The sequence below is a fragment of the Paenibacillus sp. 01T442 genome, assembly GCF_056398345.1.
The window spans coordinates 70,659-87,121 of record NZ_JBFTPF010000020.1 but is presented as its reverse complement, the minus strand read 5'-3'; the positions used below and the strand labels follow the sequence as shown (position 1 = coordinate 87,121).

At 45.3% G+C, this 16,463-nt stretch carries 16 protein-coding genes; 4 read left to right on the top strand and 12 right to left on the bottom strand.

Annotated elements, in window-relative coordinates; genetic code table 11:
* Positions 1-7 precede the first annotated feature (7 nt).
* The gene (locus AC1DLM_RS17730; RefSeq protein WP_441989963.1) at positions 8-292 is read right to left on the bottom strand and encodes a post-transcriptional regulator; all 285 of its coding nucleotides are present in this window, start codon (positions 290-292) and stop codon (positions 8-10) included.
* A gap of 203 nt (positions 293-495) precedes the next feature.
* On the opposite strand from AC1DLM_RS17730, the gene spoVB reads away from it, so the two are divergent.
* Positions 496-2,061, top strand: a complete 1,566-nt coding sequence (gene spoVB / locus AC1DLM_RS17725) for a stage V sporulation protein B (RefSeq protein WP_477570712.1) — start codon at positions 496-498, stop codon at positions 2,059-2,061.
* Positions 2,062-2,072: 11 nt separating this feature from the next.
* Here the strand turns inward: spoVB and AC1DLM_RS17720 are convergent, their stop codons facing one another.
* Positions 2,073-2,759 (bottom strand): DUF421 domain-containing protein, encoded by a 687-nt coding sequence (locus tag AC1DLM_RS17720; protein WP_441989965.1) that lies wholly within the window; start codon positions 2,757-2,759, stop codon positions 2,073-2,075.
* 104 nt (positions 2,760-2,863) lie between these two features.
* A complete protein-coding gene (locus AC1DLM_RS17715) occupies positions 2,864-4,192 on the bottom strand; it encodes an ArsB/NhaD family transporter (protein ID WP_477570711.1) in 1,329 nt (442 codons plus the stop codon).
* 181 nt (positions 4,193-4,373) lie between these two features.
* Here AC1DLM_RS17715 and AC1DLM_RS17710 point away from each other — a divergent pair, with 181 nt between their 5' ends.
* Complete coding sequence (locus tag AC1DLM_RS17710; protein ID WP_441990030.1) at positions 4,374-4,754, top strand: TIGR04086 family membrane protein; 381 nt, start codon at positions 4,374-4,376, stop codon at positions 4,752-4,754.
* A gap of 95 nt (positions 4,755-4,849) precedes the next feature.
* Complete coding sequence (locus tag AC1DLM_RS17705; protein WP_477570710.1) at positions 4,850-5,689, top strand: phosphatase PAP2 family protein; 840 nt, start codon at positions 4,850-4,852, stop codon at positions 5,687-5,689.
* A 61-nt stretch (positions 5,690-5,750) separates the two neighbouring features.
* Here AC1DLM_RS17705 and yajC read toward each other — a convergent pair whose 3' ends face one another.
* From yajC to AC1DLM_RS17665, 8 genes are all read right to left on the bottom strand, one after another.
* On the bottom strand, positions 5,751-6,059 hold the full coding sequence (yajC, locus tag AC1DLM_RS17700) for a preprotein translocase subunit YajC (RefSeq protein ID WP_056610408.1): 309 nt from the start codon (positions 6,057-6,059) through the stop codon (positions 5,751-5,753).
* A gap of 15 nt (positions 6,060-6,074) precedes the next feature.
* The gene (tgt, locus tag AC1DLM_RS17695; protein WP_173115401.1) at positions 6,075-7,214 is read right to left on the bottom strand and encodes a tRNA guanosine(34) transglycosylase Tgt; all 1,140 of its coding nucleotides are present in this window, start codon (positions 7,212-7,214) and stop codon (positions 6,075-6,077) included.
* Positions 7,215-7,263: 49 nt separating this feature from the next.
* Complete coding sequence (gene queA / locus AC1DLM_RS17690) at positions 7,264-8,343, bottom strand: tRNA preQ1(34) S-adenosylmethionine ribosyltransferase-isomerase QueA (RefSeq protein WP_441989968.1); 1,080 nt, start codon at positions 8,341-8,343, stop codon at positions 7,264-7,266.
* A gap of 9 nt (positions 8,344-8,352) precedes the next feature.
* Positions 8,353-10,572: a SpoIID/LytB domain-containing protein gene (locus AC1DLM_RS17685; protein WP_477570709.1), complete on the bottom strand. Its 2,220-nt coding sequence runs from the start codon at positions 10,570-10,572 to the stop codon at positions 8,353-8,355.
* A 167-nt stretch (positions 10,573-10,739) separates the two neighbouring features.
* The gene (gene ruvB / locus AC1DLM_RS17680) at positions 10,740-11,747 is read right to left on the bottom strand and encodes a Holliday junction branch migration DNA helicase RuvB (RefSeq protein ID WP_441989970.1); all 1,008 of its coding nucleotides are present in this window, start codon (positions 11,745-11,747) and stop codon (positions 10,740-10,742) included.
* Positions 11,748-11,779: 32 nt separating this feature from the next.
* Positions 11,780-12,409, bottom strand: coding sequence for a Holliday junction branch migration protein RuvA (gene ruvA / locus AC1DLM_RS17675; protein WP_056610398.1), 630 nt, complete (start codon positions 12,407-12,409; stop codon positions 11,780-11,782).
* Entirely contained in the window at positions 12,406-12,906 is a 501-nt protein-coding gene (ruvC, locus tag AC1DLM_RS17670) for a crossover junction endodeoxyribonuclease RuvC (RefSeq protein ID WP_441989972.1), read from the bottom strand. Before ruvC ends, ruvA begins: the two co-directional genes overlap by 4 nt.
* 222 nt (positions 12,907-13,128) lie before the next feature.
* Complete coding sequence (locus AC1DLM_RS17665) at positions 13,129-13,791, bottom strand: BofC C-terminal domain-containing protein (protein WP_477570708.1); 663 nt, start codon at positions 13,789-13,791, stop codon at positions 13,129-13,131.
* 517 nt (positions 13,792-14,308) lie between these two features.
* Between AC1DLM_RS17665 and sigW the strand changes: the two genes are divergently transcribed.
* Positions 14,309-14,920 (top strand): RNA polymerase sigma factor SigW, encoded by a 612-nt coding sequence (gene sigW / locus AC1DLM_RS17660; protein ID WP_056610392.1) that lies wholly within the window; start codon positions 14,309-14,311, stop codon positions 14,918-14,920.
* Between the two features lie 71 nt (positions 14,921-14,991).
* On the opposite strand, the gene AC1DLM_RS17655 is transcribed toward sigW, so the two are convergent.
* On the bottom strand, positions 14,992-16,269 hold the full coding sequence (locus tag AC1DLM_RS17655; protein ID WP_477570707.1) for a LysM peptidoglycan-binding domain-containing protein: 1,278 nt from the start codon (positions 16,267-16,269) through the stop codon (positions 14,992-14,994).
* Positions 16,270-16,463 lie beyond the last annotated feature (194 nt).

Sequence of the window (16,463 nt, the reverse complement as noted above, 5' to 3'; positions counted from 1 at the left end):
CCCATTCTTAGAATTGGGCTCCTCTATACATACTAATCGTCATCCAGTTCATAAACGCTGTAGATTTGAGGGACAAAATGTCATTTACGATTTGATGGAGAGAGGGCAACCCGGTTTTGCGGTATCTATCACTTACACAATCCCATATATCCTTGCCAGTCACATGCTCGTATCCAAGCAGAATAAACTCTTCAACCTTGCTCAAACACAAGCTCTCGATGATTTCATTCAACTCTTGATCCGACATACCTGGATGCTCTTCTTCACTTCCGTTATCCTGTGCGTCATTCATGGGGGATCCTCCTAAAAGTTTTGCTTTAGCAAAACTATCTACGTAAGCATAAGCTAATGCATTCGTTTTACCTGTATGTTATATACTTCGATAGTCACCTCGGAATTTCCTGCCAAATGCGCACTTGTCCATAAAATCTTAGCATGAGCTTGGACAGCTCGCGCATAGTCATAGGTATGACATTATCGGAAGAGGGTATGGCAGTGACCAAGCAGTCGTTTATTAGAGGTACAATGATCCTGCTCGCCGCAGGCATTTTGAATCGCATACTTGGCTTCATACCCCGAATGACTTTACCGCGCGTGATCGGGGCTGAAGGCATTGGTATTTATCAAATGGGCTGGCCATTCCTGTCCGTTATTTTAACTATCATTACCGGAGGTATTCCCGTTGCCATTGCCAAGCTGATTGCAGAAGCAGAAGCCGAGAAGAATGAGACCCGGATTCGCAGCATTTTACGCATATCGCTAGCCATCACGATATCACTTAGCTTCATTTTTACAGTTGTCTGCCTGCTAGGAGCCTCATGGATCACGTCTCATTTACTGACGGATTCCCGCGTTTACTATACTTTCCTATGTATGAGCCCCATGATACCCATTATTGGCGTCTCTGCCGTATACCGCGGTTACTTCCAAGGCAGACAAAATATGATTCCTACTGCAACCTCGCAAATTATGGAAACGTTGATTCGTATTGTCATGGTTCTCGTCTGTTCCTATATGATGATCCCTTATGGCATCGAATATGCGGCAGCAGGTGCGATGATTGGCGTCTTGGCAGGGGAAATTGGCGGACTAGCTGTATTGGCAATTCATTTTAGATGGGATAAAAAAGCAATACCCAAGCCTCCACTTGCTCAAATCGGAACGAAGAAAACAACAGGTCGACTCTCCAATCTGCGCAGAATCTTACGTATCTCAATCCCGATCACAGGAAGCAAACTCATCGGTGCTAGCTCCTACTTACTGGAGTCGATCTTAATTGCTCAAAGCTTGGCGATCGCCGGCATTACCACATCACTTGCAACCGCCCAGTACGGAGCCTTACAAGGTATGATCATTCCCATCATCCTTCTACCGAGTGCACTAACCATGTCATTATCCATTTCTCTGATTCCCTCATTAAGCGAAGCTGCCGCCCGCAAAGACCTCAAGACTATCCACATGCGTTTGCATCAATCGTTAAAGCTCGCTTTAGTGACAGGTGCCCCGTTCTCTGTATTGATGTTTGTACTTGCTGAACCGATTTGCAAGTATCTGTACAATCAGCCAGATGTCAGTGTCATGCTGAAGATGATGGCACCGATCGCGATATTCATTTATTTTCAAGCTCCGCTACAATCTGCTTTACAAGCATTAAACAAGCCTGGAGCTGCTCTAATCAACACCTTAATTGGCTCGACAGTCAAGTTATTCTTAATCTATTGGTTAGCTAGCAAGCCTGAAATGGGCATACACGGCGCTGTATTCGCCATCAATGTGAATATCGTTTTGGTTACACTGCTACACTGGAATAGTGTCGTTCGTCTACTCAAATTCCGCATGGAAGGCAGCAGTTTCGTGAAAATTGGCGCGGCCATGCTTCTCACAGGTGTTGTTTGTTATTTCATCATGTACACACCTTGGGTGTCCGTGACCTGGATTCGATTTGTCTCCTCCTTATTGTTAGGGCTCTTTTMCTATATCTTTTTCATCACGGTTTTCCGACTCATCAGTCTGAAAGATATCGGTCGACTGCTGAATATGGGCAAAAAAATAATACGTTGAATCACTGCTTCTCATCTTTTGCGATCAAGAAACATTCTGCCGCGATGATCAATCGAACAGTAGAAGATTTCTTTAAAATCCCTGACCCCTTGTTCTTGGAGCTGGTTTTTCAACCAAAACCTCGTTTGACCGATTTTCCCTAAGTTATCGTCTTGTACTTTACCATCCATAATAAGAGGCAGGGGCAAGCCTTCGTAACGAATGGTTTCTTTTAACTTCGTAACTTCGGGCCCTGTCTCTTTTCCATCTTTTTCTTTCTCGAATACGCTTAATTTCCCCGAAGGCTCCAGGATAGCAAATTCCACATCCGCCACGTTCATAATTTTATTTTGTCTTAACTGCAGCATCAGATCATCTAAATTATAACGATGCTTCTTCATTTCCTCGCGGTTAAGCATTCCCTTTTTGATGAGAACACTCGGCTTACCATCGAAAAGCACACGAATTGTGCGACTTTTTAGGGTGATATAGGCAAGCAAGACTTGAATTAGCACCAACGTCCCCATGGGTAAAATCCCATCCATAAGAGGTTTCTTCGTATCCTCAATAACGAAAACAGCAATTTCCGCAATCATGATGGAAATTACAAGATCGAAAAGCGACAGTTTGCCGATTTCACGTTTCCCCATAATACGAAGCATGAGAAAAACAACAAAATAGATAAGCACCGTACGCAAAAAAATGGTCAGAATTTCCATCGCAACCTCCCTGATCTAAGCTCTAGCTTGTTCTCGGAGTTCACTGGTATTCTGACCGCGCACGCACCTCATCATGCAGATATTACTTATTCAATTGTTGGCAATTACAACAAGAATAATTTGAAATATAACGTAGAAACCAACAGCAGCACGAAACAAATCGGGGCAGCAACCGCCACGTACTCACTTTGCTTTAACTTTACACCATCATGATAGGTAAAAGATGCCGCGTATAAGCTCGCGATTGAGCTCACTAGTGTCACACCGCTTCCAATCCCGCTTCCGACGATCAGCGCCCACCACATCGGCTGAATTGACGTCTCTACAAGCGGCTTCATCCCGTCAACAATCGGAATCATCGCAGCAATGAATGGGATATTATCCATCATCGCTGTACCAAAACTATTCAACCATAACATTAGAATGGATAGGAACGGGATGCTCCCTTGGCTTAGCTCTAGTCCTTTATTTGCAATAAAACCTGAAAAACCTGCATACGTTAAGCCCCCAACCATGATGAAAAGTCCCAAGAAAAAGAGCCATTGTGTTTCTCTCAAGTGATGCCATACCGCTCCATAATCCTTGTTTCTAATTACCTCAAAAATATCTTTGTAATTCATAGCAAGTAAAGCAATAGCCCCGGAGGCTGCAATGTAGGCTGGACTCCATGCTAGTACACCATGAAGGGATAGCCCAATTAGGGTCAACCCTGTAATGATGCTGCTTCCCAAGACGAATTCTCTATTGGGAGATAAATAGGAGCTTGGCTTTATGCTTAACAGCTCACGCATGTGTGCTTCAGCCGCTACTAAGCGCTTTCGATAGATCAACCACATAATGAGATAAACGACGGCCAACAGCAAGCAAATCAGAGGAAACAATTTAATGAACATTTCCCCCGCCGAAATATGCCCTGACGCCCCTAGCATACGGCTTGGTATATTCCCCATAATCGTTGCTGCACCGCCAATATGTACGGATAATAACATCGAGATTAGAAATGGAGCCGGCAGCAACCTCATTTTTCTAGACGCAATAATGATGAAAGGAACGATGACAACAACAGCCATTAAACTATCCAAGAGCGCAGAGATCAGCGCCGCTAGCAGCGAAAGACTAATGATAACCGTAAGCGCCCGCATGCGATATTTTCGAACAAATGAACTTACGATATACGAAATAATGCCAGTTTTCTGAAAAAGGCTCGATAGGATGAAAAGGCTCACGAGATAGATTAATATCGGCCAACTCGCGTAGGTTGTTAGTGCTTTCTGGAGCGGTACAATGCCTAAAATCAGCATCAAACAAGCCCCACCAAGCGCGGTATACGTACGATCCCATTTTTCAATTAATATACAAACGTAAGCAGCTGCAAAAATAAGCAGTGCGGMTACTGCTTGCCACATCACCGGTCCTTGAGAGAATTCAGTCATAAATAATCACACTCCTAAAAGTTTTGAATAGCCCACGCACGCGAAGCGCAGTATTGCAGCGTCAAAACTCGCTATCTGCAGCATACGCTTTAAATAGTTTGTACTAATTCTATGTGCTTGGCCATACAATGATGATAATGAAGCGTTCGAATATAGGAAAGGAATGATGCCTGTGAACCCTATGAAAACGGTCAGTCAGGTTCGAATAACATCGCCATTATTTTCAGGACTTGTCTACTCATTTAGTATGATGACCATTGGAACTATTGTGACCTCCTTGTTTTTGCTTTTAACCAGCACACAAGAAAGTTCCTTACACACTTTAACAACCATCATCCACGCGGTCTCCTTATTTATTGGAGGATGGGTTTCAGGTAAACGGGCCGGTAACCGCGGCTGGTATCACGGGGGCATGGTCGGCATCTTCTATTTCATTCTCATTTTCTTAGTCGGTTTTCTGGCATTCGATGCAGGGTTGAATCTTCAGTCCCTTCAATTGCTTGGCATTTTATTCGCATCTGGGGCGCTCGGTGGCATACTTGGTGTAAATACTCAGAAATAAGTCTTTTCCGTGAAGATAGCACTCCCCCCCGTTGAATGTGGTATAATGTCATAGTTATTGCCGCACAAAACTTCCAATAAATAGGGGGATACAACTTGAGCCCTTTTCAATCTATGACGCATGCGACAGTTTATATTGTACTAACAATTTTCGCTTTTGTAATTATTGCAACGCGAAAGAGCCCATWCACCATTGCCAGTAGCTTAGTTCATGAAATATTTACTTCACGCAAGTTTCTTTTTCATTTCATCGCGTTGCTGATGATCCTCATGTTTAACAAGATGGAGATGGCAATCGAGAAAGGCATGCAATACAAAGCCGATTTCACGAAGTCGATCTATGGCATTGAGGGTGACTTTGTAGCGACGATCCAGAACTTTTTCCATAATGATATTCTTACCGTCGTATGTAGTTATTTCTATGTCATTATATTCCCATCGATTATGATTACTTCCATTGCTATTTACACGTATCAGAAGAATCATAAACTTTTCTATGCGGTCTGTTATGCACTCATGTTCAACTATATGATTGCTATTCCGTTTTATCTCTTCTTCCCGGTTAACGAAGTATGGTTTTTCCATCCTAAAGTAGATCTTCTAATTCTAGATGTGTTCCCAACTTTCGAGCAAGATTACAGACCATTATCTGGACTCGATAATTGCTTCCCAAGTTTGCACACATCCATATCCGTTTCAATGGCCGTTATCGCGGTGAAAAGCCGAAACACGTTTTGGAAAATTTTCGTGCCCTGCTCAGCAGCCTTTATTATTTTCACAATCTTCTATCTAGGCATTCACTGGTTGTCCGATATGTGTGCTGGTGTCGTACTCGGTGTCGTAGCTGCTCGAATGGGTCTGCGCATTGCTGAAGGTCGTCTGATCCTTGGTGAGCGTGCACTCCTTAAACGCCCTGTAAAGAATAACGAATATTAATTTCAAGTATATATGCAAATAAAAAGCGAGAGCCTATTATAGGACCTCGCTTTTTGTTAACTTATTCCTTAGTAGCAGGCGTTTGTGCAACTGCATTAACTGCAGAGCGATCAAAAGTCATTTTCGTTGCATCGTTGACACGAAGTACGCAAATGTCATCTGTGATTTCTACAATCGTGCCATGAAGACCGCCAATCGTAACAACCTTATCCCCTTTTTTCAATCCTCCGAGCATTTGACTACGTGTTTTCTGTCTTTTTTGCTGTGGACGAATAAGTAAGAAGTACAGAACTACGAACATAAGCACTAAAGGTCCGTATGTATACAAATATCCTACTGCACCAGTGGTACCTTCTTCAGCTAGAAACATAGGTATCCTCCTCTCTTAGAATCCTCTTTCATTATCATTCAGCCCGTAAGCGGCAAAGAAGGTATCGCGGAAATCAAGTAATCGATCTTCCTTAATGGCTTCTCTAACTTCACGCATAAGCTGTAGTAGAAAGTGAAGGTTATGAATCGTCGTCAAGCGAATCCCGAATGTTTCATCTGCTTTGATGAGATGTCGAATATAGGCGCGACTGTAATTCGTACATGTATAACAAGAACATTTGGCATCAAGCGGGCCGAAGTCCGTTGCATATTTCGCATTACGAATAACTAGACGACCAGAGCTTGTCATACAAGTCCCGTTTCTAGCAATCCGCGTCGGTAATACACAATCAAACATATCAATGCCTCGGATAGCGCCTTCAATCAATGCGTCCGGCGAACCAACCCCCATCAAATAACGGGGCTTATTCGCAGGCATAAGTGGTGTTGTGTAATCTAGCACTTCATACATCAAGTGCTTAGGCTCACCTACACTCAGTCCACCAATAGCATACCCCGGGAAATCCATGGAAGTCAACTGCTCCGCGCTCAGCTTGCGTAGATCCTCATGCATGCCACCTTGGATGATCGCAAACAGGCCTTGATCCTGAGGTCTCGCATGACTTTGCAGACAGCGCTCCGCCCACCGCGTCGTACGCTCTAGGGATTTCTTCACGTATTCGTATTCCGCTGGAAACGGCGGACATTCGTCGAAGGCCATCATAATGTCAGAACCCAGTGCGTTCTGAATTTCCATCGCCTTCTCTGGAGATAGGAATAACTTATCACCATTCAAATGCGATTTGAATGTGACGCCTTCCTCTGTAATTTTACGCATATTGCTCAAGCTAAAAACTTGAAACCCACCACTGTCCGTTAGGATCGGTCGATCCCAATTCATGAACTTGTGCAACCCGCCAGCTTCTTTCACAATCTCATGTCCAGGACGAATGAATAAGTGGTAGGTGTTGCTTAAAATAATTTGAGCGTCCATCGTTTTCAATTCTTCCGGACTCATTGTTTTCACAGTTGCCTGTGTACCTACAGGCATGAACGCCGGCGTTTCGATAACGCCATGCGGGGTGTGAACGCGGCCTAAGCGAGCGCCGGATTGTTTACAGGTTTTAATCGATTCATATGTTACTGCTGCTGTCATGATATCCACTTCCTATTCTAAGCTTGCTTTTCTTGTTCAATCGGATGATTTAATAAATCAACATGGCGTCGCCGAAGCTGAAAAATCGGTACTCTTCCTTCACAGCTTCTTCGTAGGCTCGCATCACATTGGCCTTACCAGCCAGTGCACTAATGAGCATAAGCAATGTTGACTTCGGCAGATGGAAATTCGTTAACAACGCATCTACGACACCAAACGTGTAGCCAGGATAAATAAAAATGGAAGTCCAGCCTTGGGAAGGCTGAATGAGTAAAGGTTGGCCTTCTTGGTAACCTGGCTGTTCGCGGCTTAATCCTGCTGCTGTCTCCAACGTTCGTGCAGATGTTGTACCAACTGCAATAACACGTTTCCCCGCTGATTTCGTCTCATTAATTAATGCAGCTGTTTCATCGGATAAAATGTAATATTCAGCATGCATCTGGTGATCTTCGATCTTATCCACAGACACAGGGCGGAAAGTGCCTAGACCTACGTGCAGCGTCACGAAGGCTAGTCGGACACCCTTGTCCTTCAGTCTCTCCAAATAATCAGCTGTAAAGTGCAAACCTGCCGTTGGCGCGGCAGATGATCCTTCGTGCTTCGCGTAGACGGTTTGATATCGCTCCCGCTCTGATAACTGCTCCTTGATATAAGGCGGAAGCGGCATCTCGCCTAATCGATCCAGGATTTCATTGAAAATCCCAGTGTACCGGAATTGCAGAATACGAGCTCCCATGTCGCCAACTTCAACGACTTCCGCAGTTAATAGAGGCTCGCCACCTTGGTCAGCCGCAGTGCCGAATACCGCAACAGAGCCGAGCTGCATGCGTTTCCCTGGCTTGACTAGTGCTTCCCAACGGTCTTCGCCGAGCGGCTTAAGCAGCAATAACTCCACTTTAGCGCCCGTGTCTTTCTTCATACCAAAAAGCCGCGCTGGAATGACTCGTGTATCATTCATCACGAGTAAATCCCCGGCTTCTACATAGGATATCAGATCTTCAAATGTGCGATGAGCGGTTTCGCCAGTTTCTTTGTTCAGTGTAAGCAATCTAGACGCCGTGCGTTCTAGCAGCGGCGTCTGGGCAATCAAAGATTCAGGTAATTCAAAATCGAATGCTTGTACTTCCATGTTAGTTATTCATTCCTTCGTTATGTTGACCCCAGTAAAGTACGTCTGAAGTATTTTTTTGTAATCGTAGCCCTTCTCTGCAAAGCCTTTTGCACCCCATTGCGACATGCCTACGCCATGACCAAAACCTTTTCCACGGAAAATAATTTGGTTTCCTTGAAAGGCAGTTGACCCCTTAGATGGGATGCTGGATGTAGACGTAGATGACACTGTTCCTGTCAACACGGGCTTACTAATGCCCGTACTGCTTAGCGTCATTAAATCCGTTTTCTTCACAGCTGTTGGCTGCGTTTGCTTCCCGGATAACACATAGACGCTGTCGGATGGTGAACTGCTCGAAACCACACCTGAGCCGCTCAAGATCGCAATGCTGGTACCGTTTGAAACAGATGGGCTAGTACCAGTATAACTGCCTGCTCCTTCTATTTCAAACAGCGTACTCGGTAAACCACCCAGTACCGCCCGAATGGCGTCTGGATTGTCCACCTTCACGACAACTCCGTTCGCCTTCAGCTCGATTGCTCGGCCAGACGGGCCTCTCTTGGAAACTTCCAGAGAAGTTAATTCACCATTGATAGGAATCTTAGCAGCTTCAAGCTTACTCTTGATTTCACTTAAGCTATAAGGACCTCTTATCCAAGAGTAAGCATTCGATTCTCTCTCTTGACCAAGGATGACAACTTTTTCTTTGGTTGCCAGCTTAGCTATGGCAGGATTCGCGACATTATCCACATAAGGTGCTACCCGTACGTTAACATCTGCCTCTGTAGCTTCGTAAATAGCTTTACCTGCCTTGTCCTTCTGTCCACTATCCTTCACATACATGCTATGTACAAAACCGATTCTGCCGTCTGTCAGTTGAATCTGATACCAAATGGCTTTGCCTTGTTCAGCCCCTTCATCCGGGCTAGCAACGCTTCGCAAATAATCAACCGAATTGCCCCAAGCCTCCGTAGAATCTGCTGTTATCCCCCCCGCATTAGAAGCAAATACAGGTGAGATCAAGCCGCGCTTGTTCGAAATTACTTCATCTTTCGTTGCATCCACCGCTAGATTGCCAGCAGTAAATTCCTTATCTATGCCATAGTAGGCCTGTTCAAGCGTTGTATCCGTTACTTGTGCAATCTCGTACTTGTTTCCTTGAACGATCGCATACGTGCGTGCAGCTACAGCTTGAGCCTTCAACGCTTCTGCTGGCCATTGTGAATTAAGCTCTGCACCAATAACGCCATATAAATATTGTTCCATAGGAACTTCATTGACCAATGCTAATCGATCGTGATACGTGCTAATCTCCATGTCGCCACGGAAACTTCGGTCCATGCGTTCTTTCACAGCGATTCCCTGTTTCTTAGGATGAATCACTGTTTTCTGCTCACCAACAGCAGTCACATAATGAGCCACAGCAGCTGCGGGATTGCTTGAGGTGGTTACATCCGATCTGCGGATCAAATAGGCTGCCTTCGTGTTCGCTGGTTGAAGAGGCGTATTCGGTGCAGCTTTCAATGCAGCTTGCTTTACTAGCTCAAGCTTGGCATCCGTTGCCTCGCTCCCTAACCAAACACTATAGCCCACTTTGCCGGCCCCATCCGCCTGTAAAACGAGCTCAGCTGCAACACCAGCCCCCGTGTACACGGCGATTTGCTGCTGTGCTGCGGCCTCTGATGCATACGTCCCCGCACTCCAATGGAGCGGACCACTGACAGGTGCTGCCGATTTCGTTAGAGCAGCAACCGTAGGGTCCKTCAATGCCCCAGCTGCTGCATTTTCGGCTTCAGCCTGCGTGGGCAGATTCCCGTAATACACTTGATACACTATTTTACCAAGCTTGGAACGACTTAACACGAAGCTCTCCTCTGCCATAGCAGCCAGTTTGCCGTTCAAGGTCCTAGCCGTAGTGAAGTCTGACGTTTCCAGCATCATCACACTAAACTGATCTAATGACATCCGAATCGTTGTATCCGAAATGGAAGCCCATGGCTTCGCCTCCGAATTCGCTGAGCTCCGCACGCCAATATCAAATCCACCTGGCGATGAGAGTGAAACTAGCGGTTCTATCTTCTTATATTTGGCAGCATTAATGACAAGGGCAACACGAATCTGATCCAAATGCTTAATCCCATCGGCATTCACTTCGGATCCTCCATATAAAGTGGCTGTAAACGTTAGTGCTGCTGCCGTTATGATGGCAATTCGCTTTGGGTTAACTAGCTGATGTCTTCCAAACATAAAGGTATCGTATCCTTTCTTACGCTATCATCTAGTAATGTAGACTCTAGCAAGAGACAGAAGTTTTGTTTATTCGCTGAAAAAAGACAAAAAAAGCTCTTGCCCGCCCTTCCAGCAGCGGCAAAAGCTTACAATTGTCATTTCATGTTGGCTGATCTTTAACTGATTTAGCGTTGCTCCGGTACGGGTAACCCGAGGTGGCGGTACGCTTGCGGCGTTACGGTCCGTCCTCTAGGCGTGCGCTGCATAAAACCAATTTGAAGCAAATACGGCTCATAGACATCTTCAATGGTTTGGCTTTCCTCACCAATGGTTGCTGCGATCGTTTCAACCCCCACAGGACCCCCTTGGAAGCTCTGAATAATTGCGCGCAGCATCTTATGGTCAATTTCATCCAATCCCAGATCATCCACTTGCAGGAGTCTTAGCGACTCCTTAGCAAGCTCCATGGTGATGATGCCGTCGCCTCTCACCTGTGCAAAATCGCGCACCCGCTTCAACAATCGGTTCGCGATACGCGGAGTCCCGCGCGAGCGCATGCCGATCTCGCGCGCAGCATCACCAACGATGCCGACCTGCAAGATGTCGGCTGTCCGGCTGACGATGTAGCTGAGCTCATCGACCGTGTAGAACTCTAACCGACTTACGACCCCAAATCGGTCGCGAAGAGGCGCAGAGAGCAGCCCAACGCGTGTCGTGGCGCCTATCAAGGTAAATGGCGGCAAGTCGAGACGCACAGATCGTGCGCTAGGCCCCTTGCCGATGATAATATCAAGGGCAAAATCCTCCATCGCTGGGTACAGCACCTCTTCCACCGTCCGGTGGAGTCGGTGGATCTCATCGATGAAGAGCACATCCCCCTCCTGCAAATTCGTCAGGATGGCAGCAAGATCTCCGGGCCGCTCGATGGCAGGCCCGGAGGTTGTACGAATATTCACGCCAAGCTCATTGGCGATAATGTTGGAGAGCGTTGTTTTGCCGAGTCCAGGCGGCCCGTACAGAAGTACATGATCCAGGGCTTCTTTCCTCATTTTCGCAGCTTCAATATAGATCTTGAGGTTCTCCTTCGCCTGCTTCTGGCCGATATATTCAGCCAAAAAACGCGGACGCAGACTATACTCGACCACATTGTCTTCCATCATAAAATTAGCCGATATGATCCGCTCATTGTCCATGGTGCCCCTCCTTCCTTTGCACGTTCAGTTGCTTACATGGTGAATAAAGCTTGCAAAGCAAGCTTCACCAGCACATCAACTGAATCCGATGGCCCTGCTTTAGGCTTCACTTGCAGCCATGCACGATCGACTTCCGCTTCGGTATAGCCAAGTGTCATCAAGGCTTCCTTCGCTTCGCTCCAAGGCAGCCCGCCTTCTGTTAATTGTGCCGATCCGACAACACTTAATGCGACAGCAGCCTCCGGACTAGAGAAGCTCACAGAGCCTAGCTTATCTTTCAAGTCTAGAATAATCCGTTGAGCTGTTTTCTTCCCGATACCAGGAAGCTTTGTCAGAAACGCCAAATTTTCTTGACTTATCGCTAGTATGACCGCTTCAGGTCTTCCACCTGCTGCCAGAATGCCGAGTGCTACTTTGGGACCAATCCCACTAACATCCAGCAATAAGCGGAATAAGGACTGCTCATCCCGCGTAATAAAGCCAAACAGAAGATGAGCATCTTCCCTTACATGATAATGAATGAACATCGTGACATCTTCATTCTCTTTATGCGAAAGCGCATAAGGGTTCGGGCAAAAAACACGATAGCCCACACCATTCACATCGAGAACCGCATAATCACTTTCACGCAGAGCTACTTTACCTCGTAAGAAATCTATCATCGTTTGACCTCGTTTATTCTAGATTGAAGTGCGGAGGAATGTGCATGACAAATAGCGATAGCGAGCGCGTCAGCAACATCGTCTGGCTTCGGTATTTGGGACAACTTCAACAAAATCTTAACCATTTCCTGCACTTGCTTCTTCTCTGCATTCCCGTAACCTACCACGGCTTGCTTGACTTGAAGTGGTGTATATTCAGCAACCGGCAGCCCAGCTTGCACGCCCGCAAGGATCATTACACCCCGCGCCTGGCCTACGGTGAATGCCGTTGTTACATTTCGATTGAAAAATAGTTTCTCAATGGACATCACATCTGGTTTATATTTCTCTATCAATTGTACTGTAGCGTCATAGACATCCTTCAATCGGATACCTGGATCCGTGTGTGCTTCCGTTTGAATCGAACCATATTGTACCGGAACTAGTTTACTGCCGATTTTATCAATAAAGCCAAACCCTACGATCGCGATCCCTGGATCAATCCCTAGAATACGCAAAGTATTTCTCTCCCATCCGAAATAAACGGCTACGCCTTCCTCCTGGGACGGGAGCGTTTATGGTGAAATATAGCTAACTTATAATGTGAAACATATAAATGCTTATATTTTAAAAAAGCGAACATATGTAGTCATTTCCATTATAGCAGATAACAAAAAAAAGAGATAGACTCGGGAAATCCCGAAACTATCTCTTGAGCTTTATCTATGGTATTGTTTGAACTAAGGACGTGACATTGCACCTTCCGTAACTTCTATGGCATAATCGCTGAACGTTGATAATACGCTATTATACTCCTCTATATCCGTTACTCGAATTCCATCGTGGAGTTGTGCCACCGTATCTCTTGGTAAACTGCTTTCTAACTGCTGAATATTGAGTTGGAAAAAGGTGCGTATAATGTGATTGTTTGCAGGAGTTCCATTGAATAACGACAAATTACTGCTGCCGTCTATTCCGAATACTRCTTTTTCTTTGCAGTCTGGAGATAAATCTTCAATGTTTTCCGTAAAAACAACCTCGCCTGTCCCTTGAATGCTTAACTGCCAACTCGGATGTTGTCTCTGCAGTGAAAGTAGTTCTTGTGATGTGTGCGAACCCAACTGACTGCGTTCTTCACCACAGACATAGGACTTGAGCAAATAGCTTTCTCTGCGATCGGAAATGGCTTGCAACAATTTCGTTGCTTCCTGAAGACGTTCATCTTCTTCTGGTGTTAGACCAGTGATCGTCGCGCGAGTGGCAATTTTCGAGTTGTAGGGGGCATTATCACCAAATACGGACCAGGTAACCATAACAACCAGAACGAATATCCCTAAGGTCAACCAACTTCGCTTCCAGCGTAGTCTCTTCTTCAATTGCTTCAAGAACCGATGTACAATCACGTTATCCCCTTCTTCTTGTTTTTTCGTATTGTATCCATTTGCAGGAAGCACTATACATCATTTACCATAGAAGAGAATCAAACCAATCAAGACGGATGGTGAATTTACCATGAACGGAAGAAAACCAATTAAACGCACAACTCTCCTCATTATCGGCGTCGTTATATTGTGGGGAAGTGTAGCTTTATGGAACGAAATCCATAAAATTGGACCAGGCAACTCGAATACGAATACAACCTCTGTCACCCAATCAAATCCGAGTCCCCATAGCTAGCAGAGAGACTTTGACTTCGTCAAAGATCCCTATAAAATGTCACGAAACTTACATGATTTCGGTAACAATTGGTTATAATCGGACTCTCGTTCTCATTTGAATTTGACTGTAGCCACAGAAATGATATAGTCAAAGATAGATAAAACTCTCATAGGCATACAGGAATGACGATATATATGATATAAGCAAATGAGACTGGTCTACACCTTTTTTCTAAACGACAACTCTAAGGAGGGAAACATCATGAATGTGGCAGAACTTCAATTAATTCAATTATCCAGACGAGGCGATCGCAACGCTTTCGTGGAGTTAGTCGAGCTCTATCGTAGCAAAATACAAAAGCTTGCGTTTAAGATGCTGCATAACCGTCCTGATTCTGAGGATATTGTGCAAGAAACCTTTATCCGCGTCTATTTGAATTTAAACCACTTTGATGAAAGCCAGAATTTCTCAACCTGGATTTATCGGATCGGAAAAAATGTTGCCATCGATTTGCTACGCAAAAAAAGGCCCGTTCAATCCCTTGATGCGGAGCTCAATGATTTTGATGATGATTACAGCTACTACAGTAAGCTTGCCAGTCAAGATCAATCGCCGGAACATGCCGTGCTTCAAACCGAAATTCAAGAGCATATGCACGCATCCATCAACAAATTAGCAGACAAATATAAAGGTATTATTACGCTGTACTATCTAGAGGAGCTTTCTCTTCAAGAAATTAGCGAGCGTCTGAACCTGCCGATTACGACTGTGAAAACTCGTTTACACCGGGGACGTGAGCTTCTTCGCAAAAAATGGGGAATGAATTTCGTTATTGGTTTAATGACCTTCTTCACATTGGGCATGATCGCTTAATTGACATGCAGAATAGCAATAAGCCTCAAACCACGATATAAATCGTGATTTGAGGCTTATTTTTTTGAAACTTAGAAATTAATCCACGGACCCGGTTTGCTCGATTCCCGCTTCTCTATACCCCGTTCTTGTTGCTGTAAGAACGCACTCAACGCTGAGGCTCCTGATAATTTTACTTTTCGTGTTGTGCGGCTTCCACTTGTTTTGGGTTTAACTGATTTTTGCTTATCGCGAATGTCAATGTCAATTTCCGCTTGCGTATCTGTAACCTGCTTTAGTTCATGGGTATGAACTTGCGGCAACAAAGATGATTCTTCATAAGGAGCGTGGTGGCCTGCACCCACATAACGAATACCATAAGGATCATGTTGGAACGCATATTGTTGCGCCATAAGATGATCATACGGCATTGGAGGTGGATAAAAGGCAGGCATTACCGGCATCTCCTGTGACGCATTGTCCCAAGGGTTCCCCATAGGAACATTCCCGTAATGAGCTGGATAGTTCATCCAAGGGTGTTCATTCATAGAAGGTCCGCCACACCCACATCCCTCATCGACTGAAGTGACTGGAGCTACCATCGTCGGAAGCTGCTCACACGGCTCCTCCTGATACGGAGGATACGAAGGATACGGAGGATACTCTGGAAGCGTCATTGCCTCATGGTGCTGCTCGGGGTAAGCAAAAACTTCTGTGGCTGTAATATGAAATTGTTGGAACGGATGTACCGCTTGCCCATAGGGTTGATGGAGTTCATGATCTTCCATGACGGGAGCTGGAATAACCGGCGCTGGCGGCATTATTTGTGGCATGGCTGGAACCGTTTCCCCCGTAGATAACGGAGGTGCCTCAACGACAGGTTGTTGTGGGCTTGCGATAATTGGCTGTTGATAAGCTTCTGTTGGCGGCATTGGCTCAGTCATTGGCACGGGAGCAAACGGCTCTGTGCTAAGCTTTGATGGATTGTGGTGCGCGTGGTGCATGCCATGCTGATTACTATGCGTATGTCCCTGCTGCATTTTAGGGACAAAAACCACATCCCCCGTCATAAGTACATTTGGATTCTTAAGATGTGCATTCGCTTTAATCATTGCTTGCAGTGGTACATCCCACGCCTTTCCAAGCTTCCATAAACTGTCACCTTGCTGTACAACATGCTTATAGACATAATCAGATGCAGGTGGTTCAGCAGGTTTAACTGTAGATGGAATTTTCACTTTCATCCCAATCTCAATCTGATTTGGATCAGCTATTTGCGGATTAAGTGCAATAATCTGGTCTAGGGTGGTGTTGTATTTTTTTGCGAGCTCGTACAGGGTATCGCCTTTTTTGACAATATGGATTTTCAAAACCCTACCTCCTTAAAGTTTTCTACAGAAAACTGGCTTGTAAGCATTTCCTTCGCGTTTCTCTTCCAATCGCCATAAACTTGGCCGCGTCAGCATCGCTTATTCACAATAATGATATTACAGTTTATGCACGTTCCTAGGCTTTTGCCCCTTTCGTACAAAAAAAATCCCTCGCGTCATAAACGCAAGGGATT